The 19879-nt window shown below is 57.3% G+C and carries 8 protein-coding genes and 2 pseudogenes; 9 read left to right on the forward strand and 1 reads right to left on the reverse strand.

Annotated elements, in window-relative coordinates; all coding sequences use genetic code 11:
- From EGM97_RS25725 to EGM97_RS25765, 9 genes and pseudogenes are all read left to right on the forward strand, one after another.
- On the forward strand, window positions 1-325 hold a 325-nt coding region (locus tag EGM97_RS25725), incomplete at its 5' end, for a ShlB/FhaC/HecB family hemolysin secretion/activation protein (protein WP_477788886.1).
- A gap of 24 nt (window positions 326-349) precedes the next feature.
- On the forward strand, window positions 350-14989 hold the full coding sequence (locus EGM97_RS25730; RefSeq protein ID WP_477788887.1) for a hemagglutinin repeat-containing protein: 14640 nt from the start codon (window positions 350-352) through the stop codon (window positions 14987-14989).
- A gap of 2 nt (window positions 14990-14991) precedes the next feature.
- Window positions 14992-15456, forward strand: coding sequence for a hypothetical protein (locus tag EGM97_RS25735; RefSeq protein ID WP_238963123.1), 465 nt, complete (start codon window positions 14992-14994; stop codon window positions 15454-15456).
- A 306-nt stretch (window positions 15457-15762) separates the two neighbouring features.
- Window positions 15763-16464 carry a transposase gene (locus EGM97_RS25740; RefSeq protein ID WP_238963124.1) on the forward strand — a complete coding sequence of 234 codons (702 nt, stop codon included), beginning with the start codon at window positions 15763-15765 and terminating at the stop codon, window positions 16462-16464.
- A gap of 83 nt (window positions 16465-16547) precedes the next feature.
- Window positions 16548-16865 carry a hypothetical protein gene (locus EGM97_RS25745; RefSeq protein ID WP_238963125.1) on the forward strand — a complete coding sequence of 106 codons (318 nt, stop codon included), beginning with the start codon at window positions 16548-16550 and terminating at the stop codon, window positions 16863-16865.
- Window positions 16866-16931: 66 nt separating this feature from the next.
- Window positions 16932-17633: a transposase gene (locus tag EGM97_RS25750; RefSeq protein ID WP_238963126.1), complete on the forward strand. Its 702-nt coding sequence runs from the start codon at window positions 16932-16934 to the stop codon at window positions 17631-17633.
- A gap of 40 nt (window positions 17634-17673) precedes the next feature.
- Window positions 17674-18642, forward strand: coding sequence for a hypothetical protein (locus EGM97_RS25755; protein WP_238963127.1), 969 nt, complete (start codon window positions 17674-17676; stop codon window positions 18640-18642).
- 275 nt (window positions 18643-18917) lie between these two features.
- Entirely contained in the window at window positions 18918-19373 is a 456-nt protein-coding gene (locus EGM97_RS25760) for a hypothetical protein (RefSeq protein ID WP_238963128.1), read from the forward strand.
- A 156-nt stretch (window positions 19374-19529) separates the two neighbouring features.
- A pseudogene (locus EGM97_RS25765) lies at window positions 19530-19809 on the forward strand (transposase); the annotation flags it as partial.
- Here EGM97_RS25765 and EGM97_RS25770 read toward each other — a convergent pair.
- Window positions 19769-19879 (reverse strand): annotated as a pseudogene (locus EGM97_RS25770) (IS5/IS1182 family transposase); the annotation flags it as partial. The pseudogenes EGM97_RS25765 and EGM97_RS25770 overlap by 41 nt on opposite strands.

A 19879-nucleotide genomic window follows, 5' to 3' on the forward strand; every position in this document is an offset into this window, starting at 1 on the left:
TCGTGGCTACAAGGACCAATCGCTGTCCGGGGACAGCGGCGGTTACTGGCGCAACGACCTGCGCTGGAGCCGCCCGGTCACCCTGGAGTGGCTGCGCCCGGTGTTCGCCGAGTACGGCACCAGCTTGGGTTACGACCAGGGTGTGATCACCGGCACCCGCTACAACGGCAATCAGCACGGGCGCATGTCCAGCAACTCGCTGGAACTGTTCGCCCGCGGTGAACACCTCAACGCCAGCGTCACCTTCGCCCACTCCCTGGAACGACCGGACGCCCTGACCGAGCGCGAAGCGCCGATCTACTTCCGCATCGATGTACTTCTCTAATTTTTGCTGCAACGAGACCTGAACATGGACGACCGCCAACCTTCTGCTGCCCACCAAAACCGCGATCTGTTCTGCGGCATACCCAAGCGCGGCCTGGCGTTCCTATTGGCCAACGTCATGTTCTGGCAACCGATGTGGGCCCAGGCGGACGGCATTGCGGTCAACGGTTCGGGCACTTCGCTCGGTCAGGCGGGCAATGGCGTGCCCATCGTCAACATCGCCAGGCCCAATGGCAACGGCCTGTCCCACAACCAGTTCAGCGATTACAACGTCGGCAGCAACGGCGTGATCCTCAACAACGCCACCTCCCGCACCCAGTCCACGCAACTGGGCGGAATCATTCTCGGCAACCCGAACCTCAACGGCACCGCCGCCAAGACCATCCTCAACGAAGTCAACGGCGGCAATCCCAGCCAACTACGTGGCTATACCGAAGTGGCGGGACAGTCGGCCCACGTCATCGTCGCCAACCCTTACGGCATCACTTGTAATGGCTGCGGCTTCATCAACACCCCGCAGGCAACCCTGACCACCGGCAAACCGATTGTTGAAAACGGCCAGGTGACTCGTTATCAGATCGACCAGGGCAGCGTCGCCATCGAAGGCGCGGGGCTCAATGCGAACAACGTCGACCGCTTCGAAATCATCACCCGCAGCGCCAAAATCAACGCCGAGATCCAGGCGAAAAACCTGACCATCGTCGCCGGTCGCAACGACGTCGATGCCGCCACCCTCAAGGCCACCGCCCGCGCCGACGATGGCAGCGCCAAGCCGCAACTGGCGATCGACTCCTCGGCCCTGGGCGGCATGTACGCCGGGGCGATCAAGCTGGTGGGCACCGAGGCCGGTGTCGGCGTGAAACTGGACGGCAAGATGATCGCCAGCGGTGGGGATATTCAGCTCGATGCCAATGGGCATTTGAGTATGGCGCAGACCTCGGCCAGCGGTGCGGTCAGTGTCAAGGCGGCGAGCCTTGATGCCGAAGGTCCGGTCTACGCCGGCACCACGCTGAACGCCCGGACTCAGGGCAGCCTGAGCAACCAGCAGAGTCTTGCGGCGCGGGACAGCATCACGCTGAGTGCGGGCGGGCAGTTGAGCAACAACGGCATCATCGAGGCCGGGCTCAATGCGGATAACACCCGTAATGCGGCGGGCGATGTGAACCTGACGGCGCAGAGCCTGGTTAACAATGGCAAGAGCGTTGTGGCCAGCCGTAATCTGACGGTTAACGTTGCGCAGACATTGAGCAACCAGAGCGGAACCCTGAGCGGCGGACAAGCCACCACGGTCAACGCCGCGACCCTGGACAACCAAAACAAGGGGCGGGTGCTCAGCAGCAATACACTGAACATTACCGCCAATACCCTGCTCAACACCCACGGTACGGTCAGCAGCAACGGCAACCTGACAGCCAATATCGGGCAGTTGAATAACAACAATGGCGAACTCACCGGCTTGGGCGGCGTTACGTTGCGCGTTGCTTCGCTGGACAACGTTGCGGGCCTGGTCGCGGCGGGGCAGGGGTTGGATATCAACGCCAGCGGCCAGTTGAACAACCGCAGTGGCCGGCTTACTTCAAGCAAGAGCGTCCAGCTCAGCGCTGCGTCGATGGATAACACGGCGGGCCGTTTGCTCAGTGACGGCGCGCTCACCGCCAGCATCTCGGCGCAACTGTTGAATCAGGCAGGATTACTGTCGTCGGCGGGACTGCTGACGCTCAACGCGGCGAGCCTTGACAACCGTCAGAGCGGCATTATCACCACAACTCAGGCCGCCGGCTTCAATGTTGGCAAATTGGATAACCGCGGTGGTGAGCTGTCGAGCCAGGGCGTCCTGACGTTGACCGGCACCGAGCTGGACAACAGCAACAGCGGCAAACTGATTGCCTACGGCGACCTGCACCTGACCCTGGAACGTCTGACCAACCAGAGCCAGGGGTTGATCTCCAGCCGAGCCGCACTGGCTGTCAAGGCCGGCCAACTGGACAACCGCCAGGGCTCGCTTTATGCCCGACAAGGGATGAACCTGGACCTGCGCGGGCAACTGCTCAATGCCCAAGGCAGCCTCAAAAGCGACACCACCGCGAGCGTCAAAGCCGCCGGGATCACTAATGATGAGGGCCAACTGACCAGCGTCGGCGCGTTGAGCATCGACAGCGCCGCGACCCTGAGCAACCTGGGCGGTAGCCTGATCAGCGGCGACACGCTGCTCTTGAAGGCTGGTCAGGTGAACAACGCCTCTGGCCGCATCGCCAGTGCCAAGGCTCTGAATGCCAACGTCACCGGACTGGACCAACAGAACGGTCAACTGGTCAGCAACACCAGTCTTTCTCTGGACCTCAACCATGGGCTGTTGAACAACCAGGGCGGGCTGCTCAGTACCCCCGGCGCGCTGCTGCTGAACAACCTCGCCGCTGTGAACAACCGCGATGGCGAGATTTCCAGCGACAAGGCCTTCAACCTGAGCGCCATCAGCCTGGACAACAGCGGCGGCACCTTGGGCAGCGGCGCCGATATGACCGTGAACATTGACGGAACGCTGACCAACCTGGAAGGCGAAATCTCCAGCGCCGGCCTGACCCGGCTCAACGCGATGACCCTGAATAACCGCAACGGTCAGGTACTGGGCGACGACGCCTTGATCATCAGCCTTGGCGGTGTGCTGGACAACCGCGAGGGCGTGCTCGGTTCGGGTAAGGTTGTGGACATCCAGGCCGCTAGCCTGAACAACAGCAACGGCGGGCAGGTAATCAGCGACGGCAGTCTGAGTGCACGCATCAGCGGCCTGCTGGACAACCAGAGCCAGGGCGAAGTGATTGCCAAGGGCGCATTGGACCTGCGAACCGGCAGCCTCGACAACCGTGGCGGCAACGTCCGCGCCGACAAGGCGCTGCAACTGACCATCGCGCAACTGGACAACCGTAACAACGGAATCATCACCGGCAAGGCCGGCGTCAACGTCGAAAGCACACGGCTGGACAACCGCGGCGGTCTGCTGAGCAGCGTCGGCCCGCTGACCTTGAAGGCCGACGAAGTGCAGAACGGCCTTGGTCGCATCTCCAGCCAGACCGACCTCACCGCAGTGATCGATACCCTGCAACAGCAGGGCGGTGCGCTGGTGGCCCAAGGCAACCTGAGTCTTTCCGGCAGCGTTCTGGACAACCGCAACGGTGGCTTGGTCGGCAGCACAAAAGCGCTGGATGTGCAGGTCGGTCAGATTGACAACCGGGCCGGCGAATTGTCTGCAGGACTGGGCGTCAAGGTCGGTGCTCAACGCCTGGACAACAGCGACGGCGGCAAACTGATTGCCGGCAACGCTCTTGAAATGAAGGTCGCGCAATTGATCAATCAGACCAAGGGCCTGATCCACGCTCAAGGCAGCCTGACACTCAACGCCAGTACGCTGGATAACAGCGGTGGCGCACTCAGCAGCCTCAACGGTCTGGTGATCACACTCGACGACGCACTATTGAATAACAAAGGTCTGATCAGCAGCGAAGGTGAATTGACCGTCAACGCCGGCAGCCTCGATAACACCGCCGGTAGCCTGGGCAGCGCTGGCGCTTTGTCGATTGTCAGCCTGGGCGGGTTGATCAACCAGGGCGGCTCCATCAGCACCGACGCTGGCCTGACCCTCAAGAGCGCGAGCCTGGACAATAGCCAGAAAGGCCTGATCTCGGGAAGCGCCGCCACTGAGGTCCGCACTGGCGCTTTCAATAACAGCCAGGGCGGGCGCCTGACCTCGGGCAGCACCCTCGACCTCACTGCCACCCAAGTGAATAACGCCGCCGGTCGTATCGCCAGCAGTCAGGCGTTGAGCGCATCGGTCACCGGTCTGGATCAACAGCAAGGGGAACTGTTCAGCAACACCAGCTTGAGCCTGAACATGAACCAGGGCCAGTTGAACAACCAGGGCGGCCTGATCAACGCCCCGGGCCTGCTACTGCTGAGCAACCTCAGGGACGTCAACAACCAGGGCGGTGAAATTTCCAGCCAGCAAGCGTTCACCCTGGTGGCGAGGAACCTCGATAACAGCGGCGGCAAACTGCTCAGTAACCAAGGCCTGATGCTTCGAACAGTGCAGGCCCTGAACAACGCCAAAGGCATCATCTCGGCCGCCTCTGTGGACAGCCACAGCGCCAATCTGGACAACAGCGACGGCCTGATCAGCAGTCGCGGTCAGCTCGATGTGAAGGTCGATGAGTTGCTCGACAACCAGCACGGTTCGCTGATCGCCGACGGCGCGCTGACAGTGAACGCTGATCGCCTGGACAACCGCGCCGCCAGCATCGCCGGCAAAGCTGGGCTCGACGTCACCGTCACCGCGCTGGACAACCGCCAAGGCACGTTGGTCAGCACCACGGACCTGACGTTGAAAGCGTCGAGCCTCGACAACCGCCAGGCCGGTTTGATCGGCGCAACGAAAGCGCTGGATCTCAACGTTGATGATCTCGACAACCGTGGCGGTGAGCTGAGCGGCAACACCGGCGTCACGCTGGTGAGCAAAAACCTCGACAACAGCGACAGCGGCCAGGTATTCGCCGGGCAGGCGCTGAAGCTCACCGTGGACAAACTGATCAACCGCAACAAGGGCTTGCTCAGTGCCAAGACCCAGTTGAATCTCGATGGCGCTTCGCTGGACAACAGCGGCGGCTATCTGGTCAGCCAACAGAACCAGCGCATCGACCTCAGTGGCGACCTGATCAACACCCAAGGTCAAATCAGTAGCGAAGGCACCCTGGACGTCAGCGCCGCCAACTTGAGTAACACTGGCGGCAGCCTGTCCAGCGCGGCCAACCTCTCGGTTAAAAGCCTGGGCCGCCTCGACAACCAGGGCGGCGAACTGGTGACAGACGGCGCGTTGCTGCTCACCAGCACGGCGCTGGACAACCGTCAGCAGGGCAGCATCAGCGGTAAAGGCGCGGTGAACGTCACCACTGGTACGTTCAACAACAGCCAGAACGGCCGCCTCAACAGCGGCAGCACCCTGAATATCAATGCGACCCAGGTCACCAACCAGGACGGCGGCCGCATCGGCAGCCAAGGCGCGCTGACGGCCTCGGTGTCCGGCCTGGATCAACAGGGCGGCCAGCTGTTCAGCAACAGCTCGCTGAGCCTGGACCTGAACAACGGCCAGCTCAACAACCAGAACGGCCTGATCAACGCCCCCGGCACGCTGCTGCTGAAAAACCTCCTAGGTGTGAACAACCAGGGCGGTGAAATCTCCAGCGCCCAAGCCTTCACCCTGGCGGCACAAAACTTCAACAACGATGGCGGCCGGTTGCTCAGCAACCAGGGCCTGACCCTGCGCATCGCCCAGGCGCTGAACAACGTCAAAGGCATGATCGGCGCGGCAACCGTCGATGCCCACGCCCAAAGCCTGAACAACAACGGAGGTGTCCTCACCAGCCGCGGCAACCTCGTCCTGGCGATCGATCAGCAACTGGATAACCAGGCCCAAGGTCTCATCAGCGCCGCGCGGTTGCTGACACTCAACAGCGGCAACCTGAACAACCAGGGCGGCAGCGTGCTGGCGGGCGGTGCATTGGTCCTCAACGCCATGGCCCTGAACAACAGCGCCAACGGCCTGATCAATGCCCAATCCAGCCTGACTCTCGAAGCCGATTCGCTGGACTCCAGCGACGGCGGCGAAGTGTCGGCCAAGGGCGACCTGAACCTGACCCTGGCGGCCCTCAGTCAAAACGGTGGGCGTCTGCTGGGCGAACAAGCCGTGACGCTGAACCTCGGCGGGCATGACTTGAACAATCGCAACGGCCTGATCACTGCCAAAGGTTTGCTGACCATCAACGGCCTGCGCAATCTGGATAACCAGGGCGGCGAAATCTCCAGCAGCCAGGGGTTCAGCCTCAGCGGCCAGACGATTGATAACAGCGGCGGCAGGCTGATCAGTAGCCAGAACCTCGGCGTGACCGGTACCACCCTGGTCAACCAGAACGGCCTGATCTCAGGCTGGCAGGGACTGGACGTTAAGGGCGCCAGCCTCGACAACCGCAACAACGGCACGCTCTCCAGCCGTGACGGAAACCTCGGCGTTACGCTCAGCGGTGCGCTGCTCAACAGTGGCGCCGGCGCGCTGGTCACCCAGAAAACACTCACCGTCAACGCGGCCAGTCTGGATAACCGTGGCGGCATCCTCTCCAGTGGCAGCGACCAGACCCTGACCGTCACCGGCGGCTCGCTGAACAACGCCCAAGGCGGCCTGATCGACAGCGGCGCCACCCTGGTCATGAACGCCATGACCTTGGGCAACGCCAACGGCACCATCAATGCGCAACAAGCCCTGAACTTCACCGGCACCAGCCTGGACAACAGCGGCGGCAACCTGATCGGCAACGCCGCCGTCACCCTGGACCTGCTCGGTGCCTTGACCAACACCAACGGCAAGATCGCCAGCATCGGCCCATTGCGGGTCGAGCGCACCACGCAGATCAACAACCAGGGCGGCCAGCTCGCCAGCCAAGGCCTGTTGACCTTGCTCACCGGTGGCCTGGACAACCGCAATCGCGGCACCGTCGCGGCCAATGGTCAACTCGTCGTGGACACCAACGGCGCGGTACAGAACGATGCCGATGGTCTGATTTACAGCCAGAACAGCGGCGTGCAGATCGATGCGGCCAGCCTCACCAATGGCAAAGGCACCGTGCAAAGCCAAGGCGCGCTGCAGCTGACCGTCAATCAAGACATCGACAACCAGAGCGGCCGCCTCCAAGCCAAGGCCGGAGACGTGACGGTCATCGGGCGCAACCTGGATAACCGAGGCGGTGTACTCGCCAGCCTGCAAGGGATGCTCACTACCCAACTGACCGGCGTGCTGAAAAACGGCTACGACCTGAACAACAACCGCCAGGGCGGCATCACCCAGGCTCAGCGCCTGAACCTGATCGCCCTCGGCGGCCTCGACAACTATGGCGGGCGCATCTCCGCACAAAACGGCGATGCCACCGTCAACACCCGCAACTTCGACAACCGTAACGGCGGCCTCTATGCCAAAGGCAAGATCAACGTCACGGCCAACGACTTCGACAACAGCGGCGACAACGACGGCCAGATCGCCGGCAGTCAGATCGACCTCAACCTCACCGGCGCGTTGAACAATCGCCTAGGCATCATCGAAAGCGACAGCACCCTGGCGATCAAGGCCGCGAGCCTGGATAACCAGACTGGACAGTTGCGGGCGCTGGGCAGCAGCGGCACCACCAACTTCCAGATTGGCGGCCTGTTCGACAACCGCAACGGCACGCTGGAAACCGCCAACAACGGCCTGATCCTCAACGCCACCAATTTCCAGAACCTGGGCGGCAGGCTGCTGCATGTCGGCAGCGGCGACTTTGACATCTCCACTGCCAACCTCACCAACGCCGGCGGCAGCCTCGTCACCCGTGGCGGCTTGACGCTGACGGCCGACAGCTGGACCAACAGCAGCGTGATCCAGGCCGGACGCCTGACTATCAACGTGAATAACCTGACTCAGACCGGGACGGGGCAGTTGCTGGCTTCTACCAGTTTGGTGGGGAGTGGGGGGAGTTGGAGTAACGATGGGCTGATTGCCAGTGATGGGTCGATCAGTCTGGTGTTGGGGGGAAGTTATGGGGGCAATGGGCGCTACAGCAGCCTGGGCAACCTGGCCCTGACGGCCGCCTCGTTGAACCTGGGCAGCGCGGGCAGCATCGCCAGCGGGCGAGACGCCACACTCCATATTGGTGGGCAACTCAACAGCTACGGCCGCATGACCGCCGCCTCTGCCATGACCGTCAATGCCGGCTCAATCAACAATTTCGGGACGCTGGGCAGCGGAGGCAATCTGCGCTTGGGTGCGTCCAACCTGCTCAACCAGAACGGCTTGATCTTCAGCGGCGCGGACATGGCGTTGCGCGTCAACAACTTCACCAACCGTTTTGCCGACGTCTATGGCACGGGCAACATCAGCATCAGTCGCGATGACAGCAACGCCTGGAGCGCTTCGATTGCCAATATCTCGGCATCGATTGAAAGCGGCGGCGACTTGACCCTGGCGGCGGATCATATCGAGAACCGTAAGGATGTGTTTGAGGCTACGGGTGGGTTCGTATCGGGTGCTATTGGGGTTCAATGTTACTCGTGTTCTTCGTTCGATGGCTTTCAACCGCACTTTCCCGGATACCTGGTTTGGGTAGAGAACTACCACTCACAAATCGTCCAGGACTCAGCGTCCGCCAGTATGACCGCAGGTCGAAACTTTACGGGCAACGGTCGAGAGCTGCTCAACAAAGCCTCGACCATCAGCGCAGGTAACGACCTGACGCTGACTCTGCAGAATTTCACCAACCAGGGCGCGGCGGTGGGTGATTACACCGTACGGCGCTCGCTCTCGGCTCCCGAGGACTTGTCTCGGTGGCGGCAGATCATGGATTACAACGCCGCCAATGACCCTTCCTATGATTCGGGAGCTGCCGGGTATCGGGATGGCGATTTTATCAGTCCAAATTTGCATGTATGGAACAGCCAGGGCGTCGAGTCCATCTCCCGTGTCGGGGGACGCCTCGGTGGGCGCGAAGCGATGCGTTTCTTCAACTTCGGCGGGATATGGGCAGAATTTGACGGTGGGCATTACAGCTTTACCCCTGCACATTACAGCGACGGCGTGCGCACCGACGCTCCCGCTTTCGTCAAGAACGGCGCCTTCTTCGAAAACACCATCACCTACGATGGCCCCTCTAACTTCGCCAGTGCCGTCGTACAGGCCGGCGGTGCGGTGCACATCAACGCAACTCAGAACCTCACCAACAGTGTCGTCCGTGAAGGCGTCACTCTAAATAGCGGTGCCTCCAAAGTTGGGTCGACCCAACTCGGCGGCCAGGTGACACCGGCGGTCATACAGATCAATGGACAACTCCCGCCCAACCTCGCGCAACAACAGCTCAACCCGCTGACCCTGCCGGGCTTCAGCTTGCCTACCGGGCAGAATGGCCTGTTTCGCTTGAGCGGCCAGGGTGGCTCGGCCCAACAGGCGACCCAGGCCGACAACGCGCCACAAAGCTGGAGCATGACCAGCAATTCCATCAGCACCGCTCAGCGCCAACAGGACCTGCCGGACGCCCAGGCTCGTAGCGTGCAGGTAGGTGAGGCCTCGCAACTGGTCACGGCTGACCGGCAATTCACTCAAGTCACTCGCCAAACCACCGACAGCAACGTGAACAGCCGCGTGCCCGATGCAAGCGCGCCTGTTGAAAACGGCGGCCATTCCCTGCCAATGCCGAGTCGCAACAGCAATTTGGGCGATGTGGCCCAGGTGGGTGCAATCACCGGCACCAGCCTGATCCCAACGGCACCGGTCGTCCCCATGGTGGGCAACGTAGTTGCCACACCTGCGTCCATTCAAACGGTCGCGCGGGTCCAAGGTGTGCCGGATACCTCGTTCAAAACCAACCCACAGAAATACCTGATCGAAACCAACCCCTCGCTCACTGAGCTCAAGTCGTTCATGAGCTCGGACTACCTGCTGGGCGAACTCAACTACGACCCTGACCAGAGCGCCAAACGCCTGGGTGACGGCCTGTACGAACAGCGCTTGATTCAGCAAGCAGTAGTCGCCCGCACCGGCCAACGTTTCATCGACGGCCAGACCAGCGACGAGGGGATGTTCAAGTACCTGATGGACAACGCCATCGCCAGCAAACAGGAACTTGGTTTGTCGGTAGGCGTGACGCTGACTTCCGAACAAGTCGCCGCGCTGACCCATGACATCGTCTGGCTGGAAGAGCATGAGGTAAACGGCGAGAAGGTGCTGGTGCCGGTGCTGTACATGGCCCAGGTGAACAATCGTCTGGCGCCGAACGGGGCGTTGATTCAGGGGGCGGACGTCAAGCTGATTGCCGGTCAGGATCTCAAGAACTCCGGCACTTTGCGGGCAAGCAATAACCTTAATGCTTCGGCTGGTAACGACATCGTTAACAGTGGACTGATCGAGGCGGGGCAGCGCTTGGATCTGTCGGCGGGAAATAACATTGTTAACAAGGCTGGGGGGATCATTGCGGGGCGGGATGTGAGTCTGACCACAACCTCGGGTGACGTGATCAATGAGCGCTCGATCACCGCTACCGGTGACAACAAGCATTTGCACTTGGAATACGTCGACAGCGCCGCACGTATCGAGGCCGCAAATGATCTGAGGGTCAAAGCTGGCCGTGACTTCGTGAGTACCGGCGGTGTGCTGGACAGTGGGCGAGATACGACCATCGGCGCGGGCCGCGATGTCAGTATCGCCACGGTGGAGCAGCGCAATAGCTCAAGTCTCGGGAAGCAAAGTTCCAGCATTACCCAGCATGGTTCCACGCTCGATGTAGGGCGGGACCTTACGGTAAGTGCGGGGCGAGACCTTAGCGCAGTTGCCAGCCAAATCGACGCCAAACGTGACGTCAGCATGAGTGCCGCAGGCGACCTGACACTGGCTTCAGCGGCGGATGAACAGCACGTCTATAGCCGCAGCAAAAGAGTGACCAGCCAGGAGGACCATGTCACTCAGGTGAGTACCGTGCTGACGGCGGGTGGGAATGTGACCCTGAACGCCGGAAAGGACTTGGAGCTGATTGCGAGTCGGGTGAGTGCTGGGGATGAGGCTTATCTGTATGCAGGCGATAACGTAAATCTGGAGACAGCAGACAACGTCGACCACTCCTATTACTCGAAAACTAAGAAGGGATCGTTCGGCAAGAAAAAGTCGACGATGACTGAAACCGAAAGCGTCGTGTCAGTAAGTTCAAGTGTCGAGGCAGGGAACAAGCTGGCGATTTCTGCCGGCCAGGATTTCAACGCCACTGGCGCCAAGCTGAACAGCGATGGAGCATTGCTCGCCACCGCTGGCCGAGACATTAATCTTGATGCCGCCGAAAACTATGCGAGCCAGGCAAGCGCGTCCTCCAAGAAGGGATGGACCTCCAGTAAATCGAGTGCCTCGGAAGTTACGCAAACTCGCTTGAACAGTACTGAGCTGGTCGCGAAGAACATTGAACTGAAAGCAGATAATGACATTTCGCTGACGGCCGCTGCGCTGCGTGCCGAAGAAACCGTGAAGCTCACCGCCGGTAATGACGTACTGATTGGTGCAGGTGAGGAAACTCAAACAACCAGTCAATCGAAAAGCTCAAGCAAAACCGGCGTTAACTTCTCGGGTTTGCTGACAGCCACTCAGAAGACGCAACAAGCACAAACGACTTCAACCCAAAGCGTCGGAAGTGATATCAGCGGCGGCAGCATTCAAATAAAGAGTAGCCGCGATACGGTTGTCGAGGGCAGTACGTTGGTTGCCGACAAGAACATCGGCATCGATGCGGGTCGCAACTTGGAGATCAGCAGCGCTGAAAACACCGAAACTTCAAGCTCCAAGTCCGGCAGTAAAAAGGTCGGTGAAATCGGTTCCTGGTGGCAGGGGGCGACAGGCATTCTCAAACAGAAAGAAGCCGCTCAATACACTTCCACTCGCCAGTCGGGTAGTCAGATCGCTTCACTGGGCGGCGATATCAACCTCATAGCCGGTGATCGTTACACCCAAACTGCCAGTCAGCTAGTGACCCCTGAAGGTGATGTGGGTATTACCGCTAAACACGTCGATATAGAGGCCGGTTTTGACAGCCTCAACTCGACCAGAACCGCCAGTACCAGTCGTACCGCAGTTGGTGGGTCGGTAAGCATACCTTTGCTGAACGCATTGAAGGGCATCCAGCAGATGGGAGAGGCGGTACAGAAAACCAGTGATGAGCGGATGGTCGCACTGGCTGCTGTGAATGCGGCAATGAATGCCAAGCAAGCGTTGGAGGCCGGTCAGGCATTGATGGATGCTCCGAATACCGGAATCAGGATCAGCGTTAATCTCAGCGATAGCCGCAGTCACAGTGAAAGCAGCCAAAGTGGTCGCAATGTGGTTGGCAGCGATGTGGTGGCTGGTGGCAACGTCAAGGTCGTTGCCACAGGGGATGGTGCAGACAGCGACATTAACGTAATCGGAAGCAGGATCGAGGGCGGCGGCGATGTAAGCCTCAAGGCTGACGGGGACATCAACCTGTTGTCGGCGCAAAACACTGCCCATCAGGAAAGCACTAACGGTAATTCCGGTTGGAGTGCAGGGATCGGCATCGGTTTTGGCGGCGCTCAAAATGGTATCTCGTTTGAGCTGGCGGCCAACGTGGGACGCGGTATGTCTGATGGCGATGATGTCACCCAGACCAACACGTACATCAAGGGTGGCAAAAGCGTCAAGCTGGAGAGTGGCGACGACACCAACATCAAAGGAGCAGTGGTCTCCGCTGACCAGGTCAAGGTCAAGGTGGGTGGCGATCTGAATATTGAGAGCCTGCAAGACACCAGTACCTTCACCTCCAAACAGATGGCCGCAAACGTCGGTGTCAACATCTGCGTTCCACCGATCTGCGCCGGCATGAGCACGGTTAGCGGCGGTGTCTTTTCGCAGAATATGCACAGCGAATACGCCAGCGTCAGCGAGCAATCGGGAATCAAGGCCGGTGATGGTGGATTCCAGGTCGAGGTTACCGGCAATACCGACCTCAAGGGCGCCGTCATCGCCAGCACCGACAAGGCGGTTGCTGATGGAAAAAATACGTTGGATACCGGGACACTGACCAGTTCCGATATCAAGAACAAGGCTGAGTATGACGCCACTAGCATTAACCTCAGCGGTGGTTATGGCGGTGCCATAGGCCGTGATGCTGATGGCAACACCAGCGCCACGTCCAATGCAAATGGTCCTAACGTGCCAGGTAAGGATGGGGTCAGTGTTTCGACCCCAGTTGTGCTGTACGCCGGTGACGACTCCAGCAGCACCACCCGTAGCGGTATCAGCGGTGCGGCCGTCACCATCACTAATGCTGCCAAGCAGCAGGAGCTAACCGGCCACACAGCCGAGCAAACGGTTGCCGCGATCAATCGCGATGTTTCCAGCGACCGTGACGGCAGCAACAAACTCAAGCCGATTTTCGACGCGCAAGAAATCGGCGTGGATTTCGAAATCGTCGGCAAGTTTGTTCAAAACGCCTCTGAGTACATCGAGAGTCGTGCGCGGGAAATTGATGAGAAGAAAAAGCTGGCCAACAAGGAAAAAGTTGCCGCTCAGGATCAGAGCTTGTCTATCGAGGACCGGACAGCCCACCACGAGAATTACCTGAAGCTCAATCAGCAGATTAAGGAGATCGATGAGGATTGGGGCGCAGGGGGTACCTATCGGCAAATTGCTACAGCCCTGGTCGCTGGTATTAGTGGCAACGTGACTGGCAGCAGCGCCCAGTTCGCGCAAAGCATGGTGGTCAACTACGTCCAGCAGCAAGGCTCGGCCTATATCGGCGAGCTGGTGAAAAAGGGATTGAAGGAAGGTGGCCCAGAACATGCGGCATTGCATGCCATTCTCGGTTGTGCAGGCGCTGCCGCCAGCAATCAGAGTTGCTCGGCCGGCGCCTTGGGTGGCTCTGCGGCGAGCTTGCTGGCCGGACTGTTCGACGACGCCAATCCAAATGAAACCGCAGTGGAGCGAGAGGCCAAACGAAACCTCATCACCAGCCTCGTGACCGGCATCGCGGCCATGAGCAACCCGAACGGTGCGGCTACTGCCAATAACGCGGCGACGGCAAACGTCGATAACAACTGGTTGGCGACCCAACAGTATGTGCAGGCGAAAAAGGAAATTGATGCCGAACCTAATCTGGTTAAAAAACTGGCGATCGCCGGAAAGTGGCAGATCACGTCTCTACGCCAGGACTTGCTGACGGGGTCGGGCGTTCTCAAAGGTTTCACGGACGGGATGGCTGGAGCGGGTCTGGGAGCCTTGGACAGTGCCGTTTCGTTTATGTCCGACCCTATGGCGAGTTGGGACGCGGTCGTAGAGTTTGCATCCTCCGAAGAGGCCAGGGCTCTGCTGGGTGATTCCGTCGCGGCTGCGTTCAAGTCCCAGATTGACCAGATTGGCACGGCGGTCGTCGAGGGGGGCGATGCAAACGCAGAGAATCTCGGCAAGCAGATGGGGCAGGCTGTAGCACTTGTCGTGCAGTTGATGGTTGGCGGGGGAAGTGGCTCCGCTGAGAGCGCGTTGGCGCTGTCGCGGATGGGGATTGACGTTTCGGTCAATACCGTCAAAAAACTTGAGGCTTCGGTTGATATCGATGTCCTCAAGACTCGGATCAGTAAGCTGGAGGAGCTGAGGCCGGATTCGGATGTGCCGGATCTTGATCCGCCGACGCCGGTTACGCCGCCGAAGACTGATGGTACATTGCCGAACGCACCCGACGCTCCCATAGTATCGGGCCAAACCGGCACGGTTTGGGATTCGATTAAGCCTGCGGGGCCGGTGTATCCTGGCTCAGTAATTCCTAAAACGTTTGAATTGAGTCTTGAAGGTGGCGAAAAAATATGGGTTGATGGAAATGCCACAAAACATATTGCTGAGTATGCGGCTTACAAAGCGGAGAGTTACGCGCCTGAGGCCGTTAAGTTGGCAAGCCAGGTGCAGCTTAGTAGCCTTAAGGCTGCCGTAGAAACAGCTGTCAATGCTGGGTTGAAATATCGTGAAGTTATAAATGTCGACGGATGGGAGCTGGTATTCGCTCCGGCTAAAACTTCTGATCAGTTTCCAGCTTTGTATCATGCTGTTTTCAAGTCGAGGTAAGAATGTTAAAAATTGTAGGTGTCAAAGAGCCTTCCTTGGCAATGGTTGAGTTTGGTGAGTATGTGCCGCTTAATGTGGAGTTCGATAGCGAAAGAATCCCAGCAGCTCCATTTTATTGGAGGACAGGAGATTTTTTAAACTCACTAGTTGAAATTGGAATTAATCGAAGAAGTGGTGCAATTGCGAAGCTGGGGCTTATTGTTTTCGATGGGTCGGAGCCGCTTTTCAATGGGGAGAAATACTTAGAAGGGAGTTCTATTGATGGGCTTCCTATATTGAATGTTGATGATTGGCCAGTTGATCGGTATAGGGACGAGCTTGGGTATGTGGCTGTAATGGAGAATGATTACTGCCTTTGTATATTATTTTCGCCTGACGATATTGTTGAGTTCGTATATGAGTCCGGTAAAGTTCGGTTTGGTGTAAATTCAAGTTGTGATCTTGTCTGGATTGCAATAAGGAAATAGTTTTTATGCATTGGGAGGTAAGCCCTGATGAATTTTCACAACTCTATCCCGGCCCCTGCATCTGTCGCATAACGCTCGGAGTTAACATTTACTCTGTCTCTCAGCGCTTGTTGAGCCTCCGATGGTGGCCGATACGCCAGTACTCTAGACCCAGGCGCCATAAATATATTCAATATATACTGTGGAGAGGTAATGGTGGTGTCGAATTTTGCTGGGGAAGAGTAAAAAAGGGGACAAAAAAAGGGGACAGATTTATTTTTCATTTATCTGCTACGCTGAAAGCTTCCAAGGATACAGGAAGCAAATATGCCAAGAATGGGGCGTATTGTTTTACCGAACTACCCGCATCACATAGTACAGCGCGGCCATAACCGACAGGTAGTGTTTGCAGCGGCAGAGGATTATCAGCGCTATCTCTCTGACCTGCGGGAGCTAAAAGACGCATTCGGTGTGAAGGTCTATGCCTTTTGCCTGATGACGAATCATGTCCATTTGTTGCTGGCTCCGGGTGAATCGACCGTTGGGCTGGGGCAGTTAATGAAAGCACTGGCTGCCCGTGCGACACGCTATCGAAATCGATTGGAAGGACGTTCAGGCACTTTGTGGGAAAGCCGTTACAAGTCCAGTGTGGTGCAGTCGGATTCATATTTGCTCGCTTGTAGTCGTTACATTGAATTGAATCCTGTACGCGCTCGCATGGTCGCCGATGTCGCAGACTATTCATGGTCGAGTTATCGAAATCGGGTACGTGATGAGCCTGATATCTGTTGGTTAGATGCTGATCCATGCTTCTTGGCCTTGGGTGATACCTCGCTGGAGCGGCGGCTTCGGTATGAGGAATATGTGCGCCAAGCTATTCCGCCTGATCAGCTTCGATTGATCCGCGATGCCTTGCAGCGAGGTCAACTGACGGGAACAAGCCGTTTCGTAGATGAGGTGGAGCGGATTGTTGGCGTGCGGGTAGAGCCGAGAGGGCAGGGGCGGCCGAGGGCTGAGTCGGGAAAATAAATCTGTCCCCTTTTTCCCAGTCCCCTTTTTCCCAACTGATCGGGGTACTTGCGGCTGCAGCAGGCGGTGGCGATGCGGCAGACTTGCAAACCGGCTCATGGGCTGCGCAGAACGGAACGCAATACAACCGTCAACTGCATTACGAAGAGCAGCAGTGGCTCAAGGAAAATGCCAAGGTTTTCGCGCAAAAAGAGGGAATAACTGAGCAGGCCGCGATGGAGCGTCTCAGTCAACAGGCTTTGAAGAGCACCGATTATTTATGGCGCTCACTGTTGAGCGACGGCGACGACAGTGCCGCATTAGCGTTTCTATCTGATACCGGAAAGACCTTTGTAAACGATTTGGGAGAAACACAGGCCCTGTTTACCGTGTCAGGGCAACAACTCTTCCGTCCGAAGTAAAAGGGGACAGATTTATTTTTCAACCCTCTGCTACGCTGAAAGCTTCCAAGGATGGAGGAACCCAATATGCCCAGGATGGGACGTATTGTTTTACCGAATTACCCACATCACGTAGTACAACGCGGCCATAACCGGCAGGTGGTGTTTGCAGCGGCAGAGGATTATCAGCGCTATCTCTCTGATCTGCGCGAGCTAAAGGAGGCGTTCGGGGTAAAGGTCTACGCCTATTGCCTGATGACGAATCATGTCCATTTGCTGCTAGCTCCAGGCGAGTCGACTGTTGGGCTGGGGCAGTTAATGAAAGCACTGGCTGCTCGTGCGACGCGCTATCGAAATCGATTGGAAGGGCGTTCAGGCACCTTGTGGGAAAGCCGTTACAAATCCAGCGTGGTACAGTCGGATTCATATTTGCTTGCTTGTAGTCGTTACATTGAATTGAATCCTGTACGGGCTCGCATGGTCGCCGATGTTGCAGACTATGCATGGTCGAGCTATCGAAGCCGGGTAGATAATGAGTCTGGTGAGGGCTGGTTAGATGCTGATCCATGCTTTATGGCCTTGGGGGATACCTCGATGGAGCGGCGGCTTCGGTATGAAGAGTTTGTGCGCCAGGCCATTCCGACTGATCAGCTTCGATTAATCCGCGATGCTTTGCAGCGAGGTCAACTAACGGGTACAAGCTGTTTCGTAGATGAGGTCGAGCGGATTGCGGGTGTGCGGGTAGAGCAGCGAGGGCAGGGGCGGCCGAGGGCTGGGTCTGGAAAATAAATCTGTCCCCTTTTCTCCTGCCGCCAGCCTGCTGGCTGGATTGTTCGATGACGCCGATCCAAACGAAACCGCAGTGGAGCGAGAAGCCAAACGTAACCTGATTACCAGCCTCGTGACTGGCATTGCGGTCATGAGCAACCCGAACGGTGCGGCTACTGCGAATAATGCGGCGACGGCGAACGTCGATAACAATTGGTTGGCGACCCAGCAGTACGTGCAGGCGAAGAAAGAAATCGATGCCGAACCTAATCCACTCAAAAAATTGGCGATCGCTACAAAGTGGCAGATCACTTCCCTGAAGCAGGATTTGCTAACGGGCTCGGGGATTCTTAAAGGATTCACTGATGGAATGGCCGGTGCGGGTTTAGGCGCCTTGGATAGTGCGGTCACATTCATGACCGACCCTATGCAGAGCTGGGAAGCTGTCAAGGAGTTTGCATCCTCCGAAGAGGCCAGGGCACTGCTGGGTGATTCCGTCGCGGCTGCGTTCAAGTCCCAGATCGACCAGATTGGAACAGCGATCGTCGAAGGGGGCGATGCAAACGCAGAGAATCTCGGCAAGCAGATGGGGCAGGCTGTAGCGCTTGTCGTGCAGTTGATGGTTGGCGGGGGGAGTGGTTCCGCCGAGAGCGCGTTGGCGCTGTCGCGGATGGGGATTGACGTTTCGGTCAATACCGTCAAAAGGGTTGGGGCGTCGGTTGATATCGACGTCATCAAGACTAAGATCAGCAAGCTGGAGGATCTGACGCCGGATTCGGATGTGCCGGTGATCGAGCCGCCGAAGCCTACTGGCGGTTTGGCTGGTAATGGAGAGGGTTTGTTCACCAATGTGAACCGCACTCCCTACACCCCAAAAGGACCGACCATCGGCCAGGCATTTGATTTTTCATGCGTTGCCGCGAGTTGTAAGATGGCCGCTAATCTGATGGATACACCTGAGGCTTACATTAGGCAGGCAATTTTGACGGAGTTAGATGGTGCACTTCTTTCTAACGTTCCGAAGGTTTGAAGGATCTTGGATTTACCGGGACTGCTATGTACTCCAGAGATATAACGGTGCAATCAATTAAAAATGCCACCGAAAATGGTGCTTCCGTGATCGTTAATGTCAAAACTGAGTTAGGTGGCCTTCATGCGATCGTAGTCGACTCAGTCGAGAATGGACTGGCCGGGATTCGGGATCCTTGGCCGCTGGGGGTGGGCTCCACATATTCTGTCCCCGCTAGCTCATTAGAAGGAATTCTTAACGGTGGCGTCATTGTCCATCCATAGAGATTAGAGTTTATGCAAAAAAAATGTGATTTGTATTTATGTACCCCAGTTGAAGCATCACGGCTTAAGGTGCTGCGCTTGTTTGATAAAAATTTTTCCGAAGAAGGAAATTCGATGTTGGCTGGGTATCTACTTGTAAGCATTAGTAGAGTGAAGCTCGTGGCATTGGTATCTGCTTTTCGGAAAGAAAAAATATTGTGCTTTAGTGTTCCTGTCGAGTATCGAAATTGTAGTGTTTCGCTTGACGCTGCGTTTGAAATAGCAAAGAGATATATCGGGCCGGATGGGGTTTTAAGTATGAGGGATCAAGCGCATTGCCCGCCATTATTCTGGTCTTTTGGATTGATCTCTGTAGGCTCTAAAGAAAAAAAAGCGGGTGGTACGCTTATGGTAGATCGCTTGGATGGTCATATTTGGAGTCTTGAAGAGTATGAGGAGTATATGTACGATTACAATAATGTTTTTTGAGTGTTTTAAAAAATATAGATTGGCACCTTTGGTGATTCTCGAAGCGTTTTTTTATTTTTGTTGGCATACATGCGCCTCTTACTCATGTTATGCCTGAACACAAAATTTCAAAGGAAAAGGGGCAGATTTATTTTTCAATCCTGTCCTGTCCTGAATAAGGTCTACGCCTATTGCCTGATGACGAATCATGTCCATTTGTTGCTAGCTCCTGGGGGAGTCAACCACTGGACTGGGGCAATTGATGAAAGCACTGGCTGCCCGTGCAACGCGCTATCGAAATCGATTGGAAGGGCGTTCAGGAACATTGTGGGAAAGTCGTTACAAATCCAGTGTGGTGGAGTCGGATTCATATTTGCTTGCTTGTAGTCGCTGCATTGAATTGAATCCTGTGCGCGCTAGGCTCTGTACGAAAAGTAATGTCGCAAACACCGCATGGCACAAGCCAGTGAGACCATCGCCGCATAACTTTTCGCGAGTTTGTCAAAGCGCGTCACGATGCGGCGGTT

Source organism: Pseudomonas sp. AF32 (assembly GCF_022342325.2).
In the GTDB taxonomy this organism is placed as follows: domain Bacteria; phylum Pseudomonadota; class Gammaproteobacteria; order Pseudomonadales; family Pseudomonadaceae; genus Aquipseudomonas; species Aquipseudomonas uvaldensis.

Bases quoted from the DNA above. Each gene is read 5' to 3' on its own strand.
- EGM97_RS25730 (WP_477788887.1), top strand. From the start codon at position 350: ATGGACGACCGCCAACCTTCTGCTGCCCACCAAAACCGCGATCTGTTC.
- EGM97_RS25735 (WP_238963123.1), top strand. From the start codon at position 14,992: ATGTTAAAAATTGTAGGTGTCAAAGAGCCTTCCTTGGCAATGGTTGAG.
- EGM97_RS25740 (WP_238963124.1), top strand. From the start codon at position 15,763: ATGCCAAGAATGGGGCGTATTGTTTTACCGAACTACCCGCATCACATA.
- EGM97_RS25750 (WP_238963126.1), top strand. From the start codon at position 16,932: ATGCCCAGGATGGGACGTATTGTTTTACCGAATTACCCACATCACGTA.
- EGM97_RS25760 (WP_238963128.1), top strand. From the start codon at position 18,918: ATGCAAAAAAAATGTGATTTGTATTTATGTACCCCAGTTGAAGCATCA.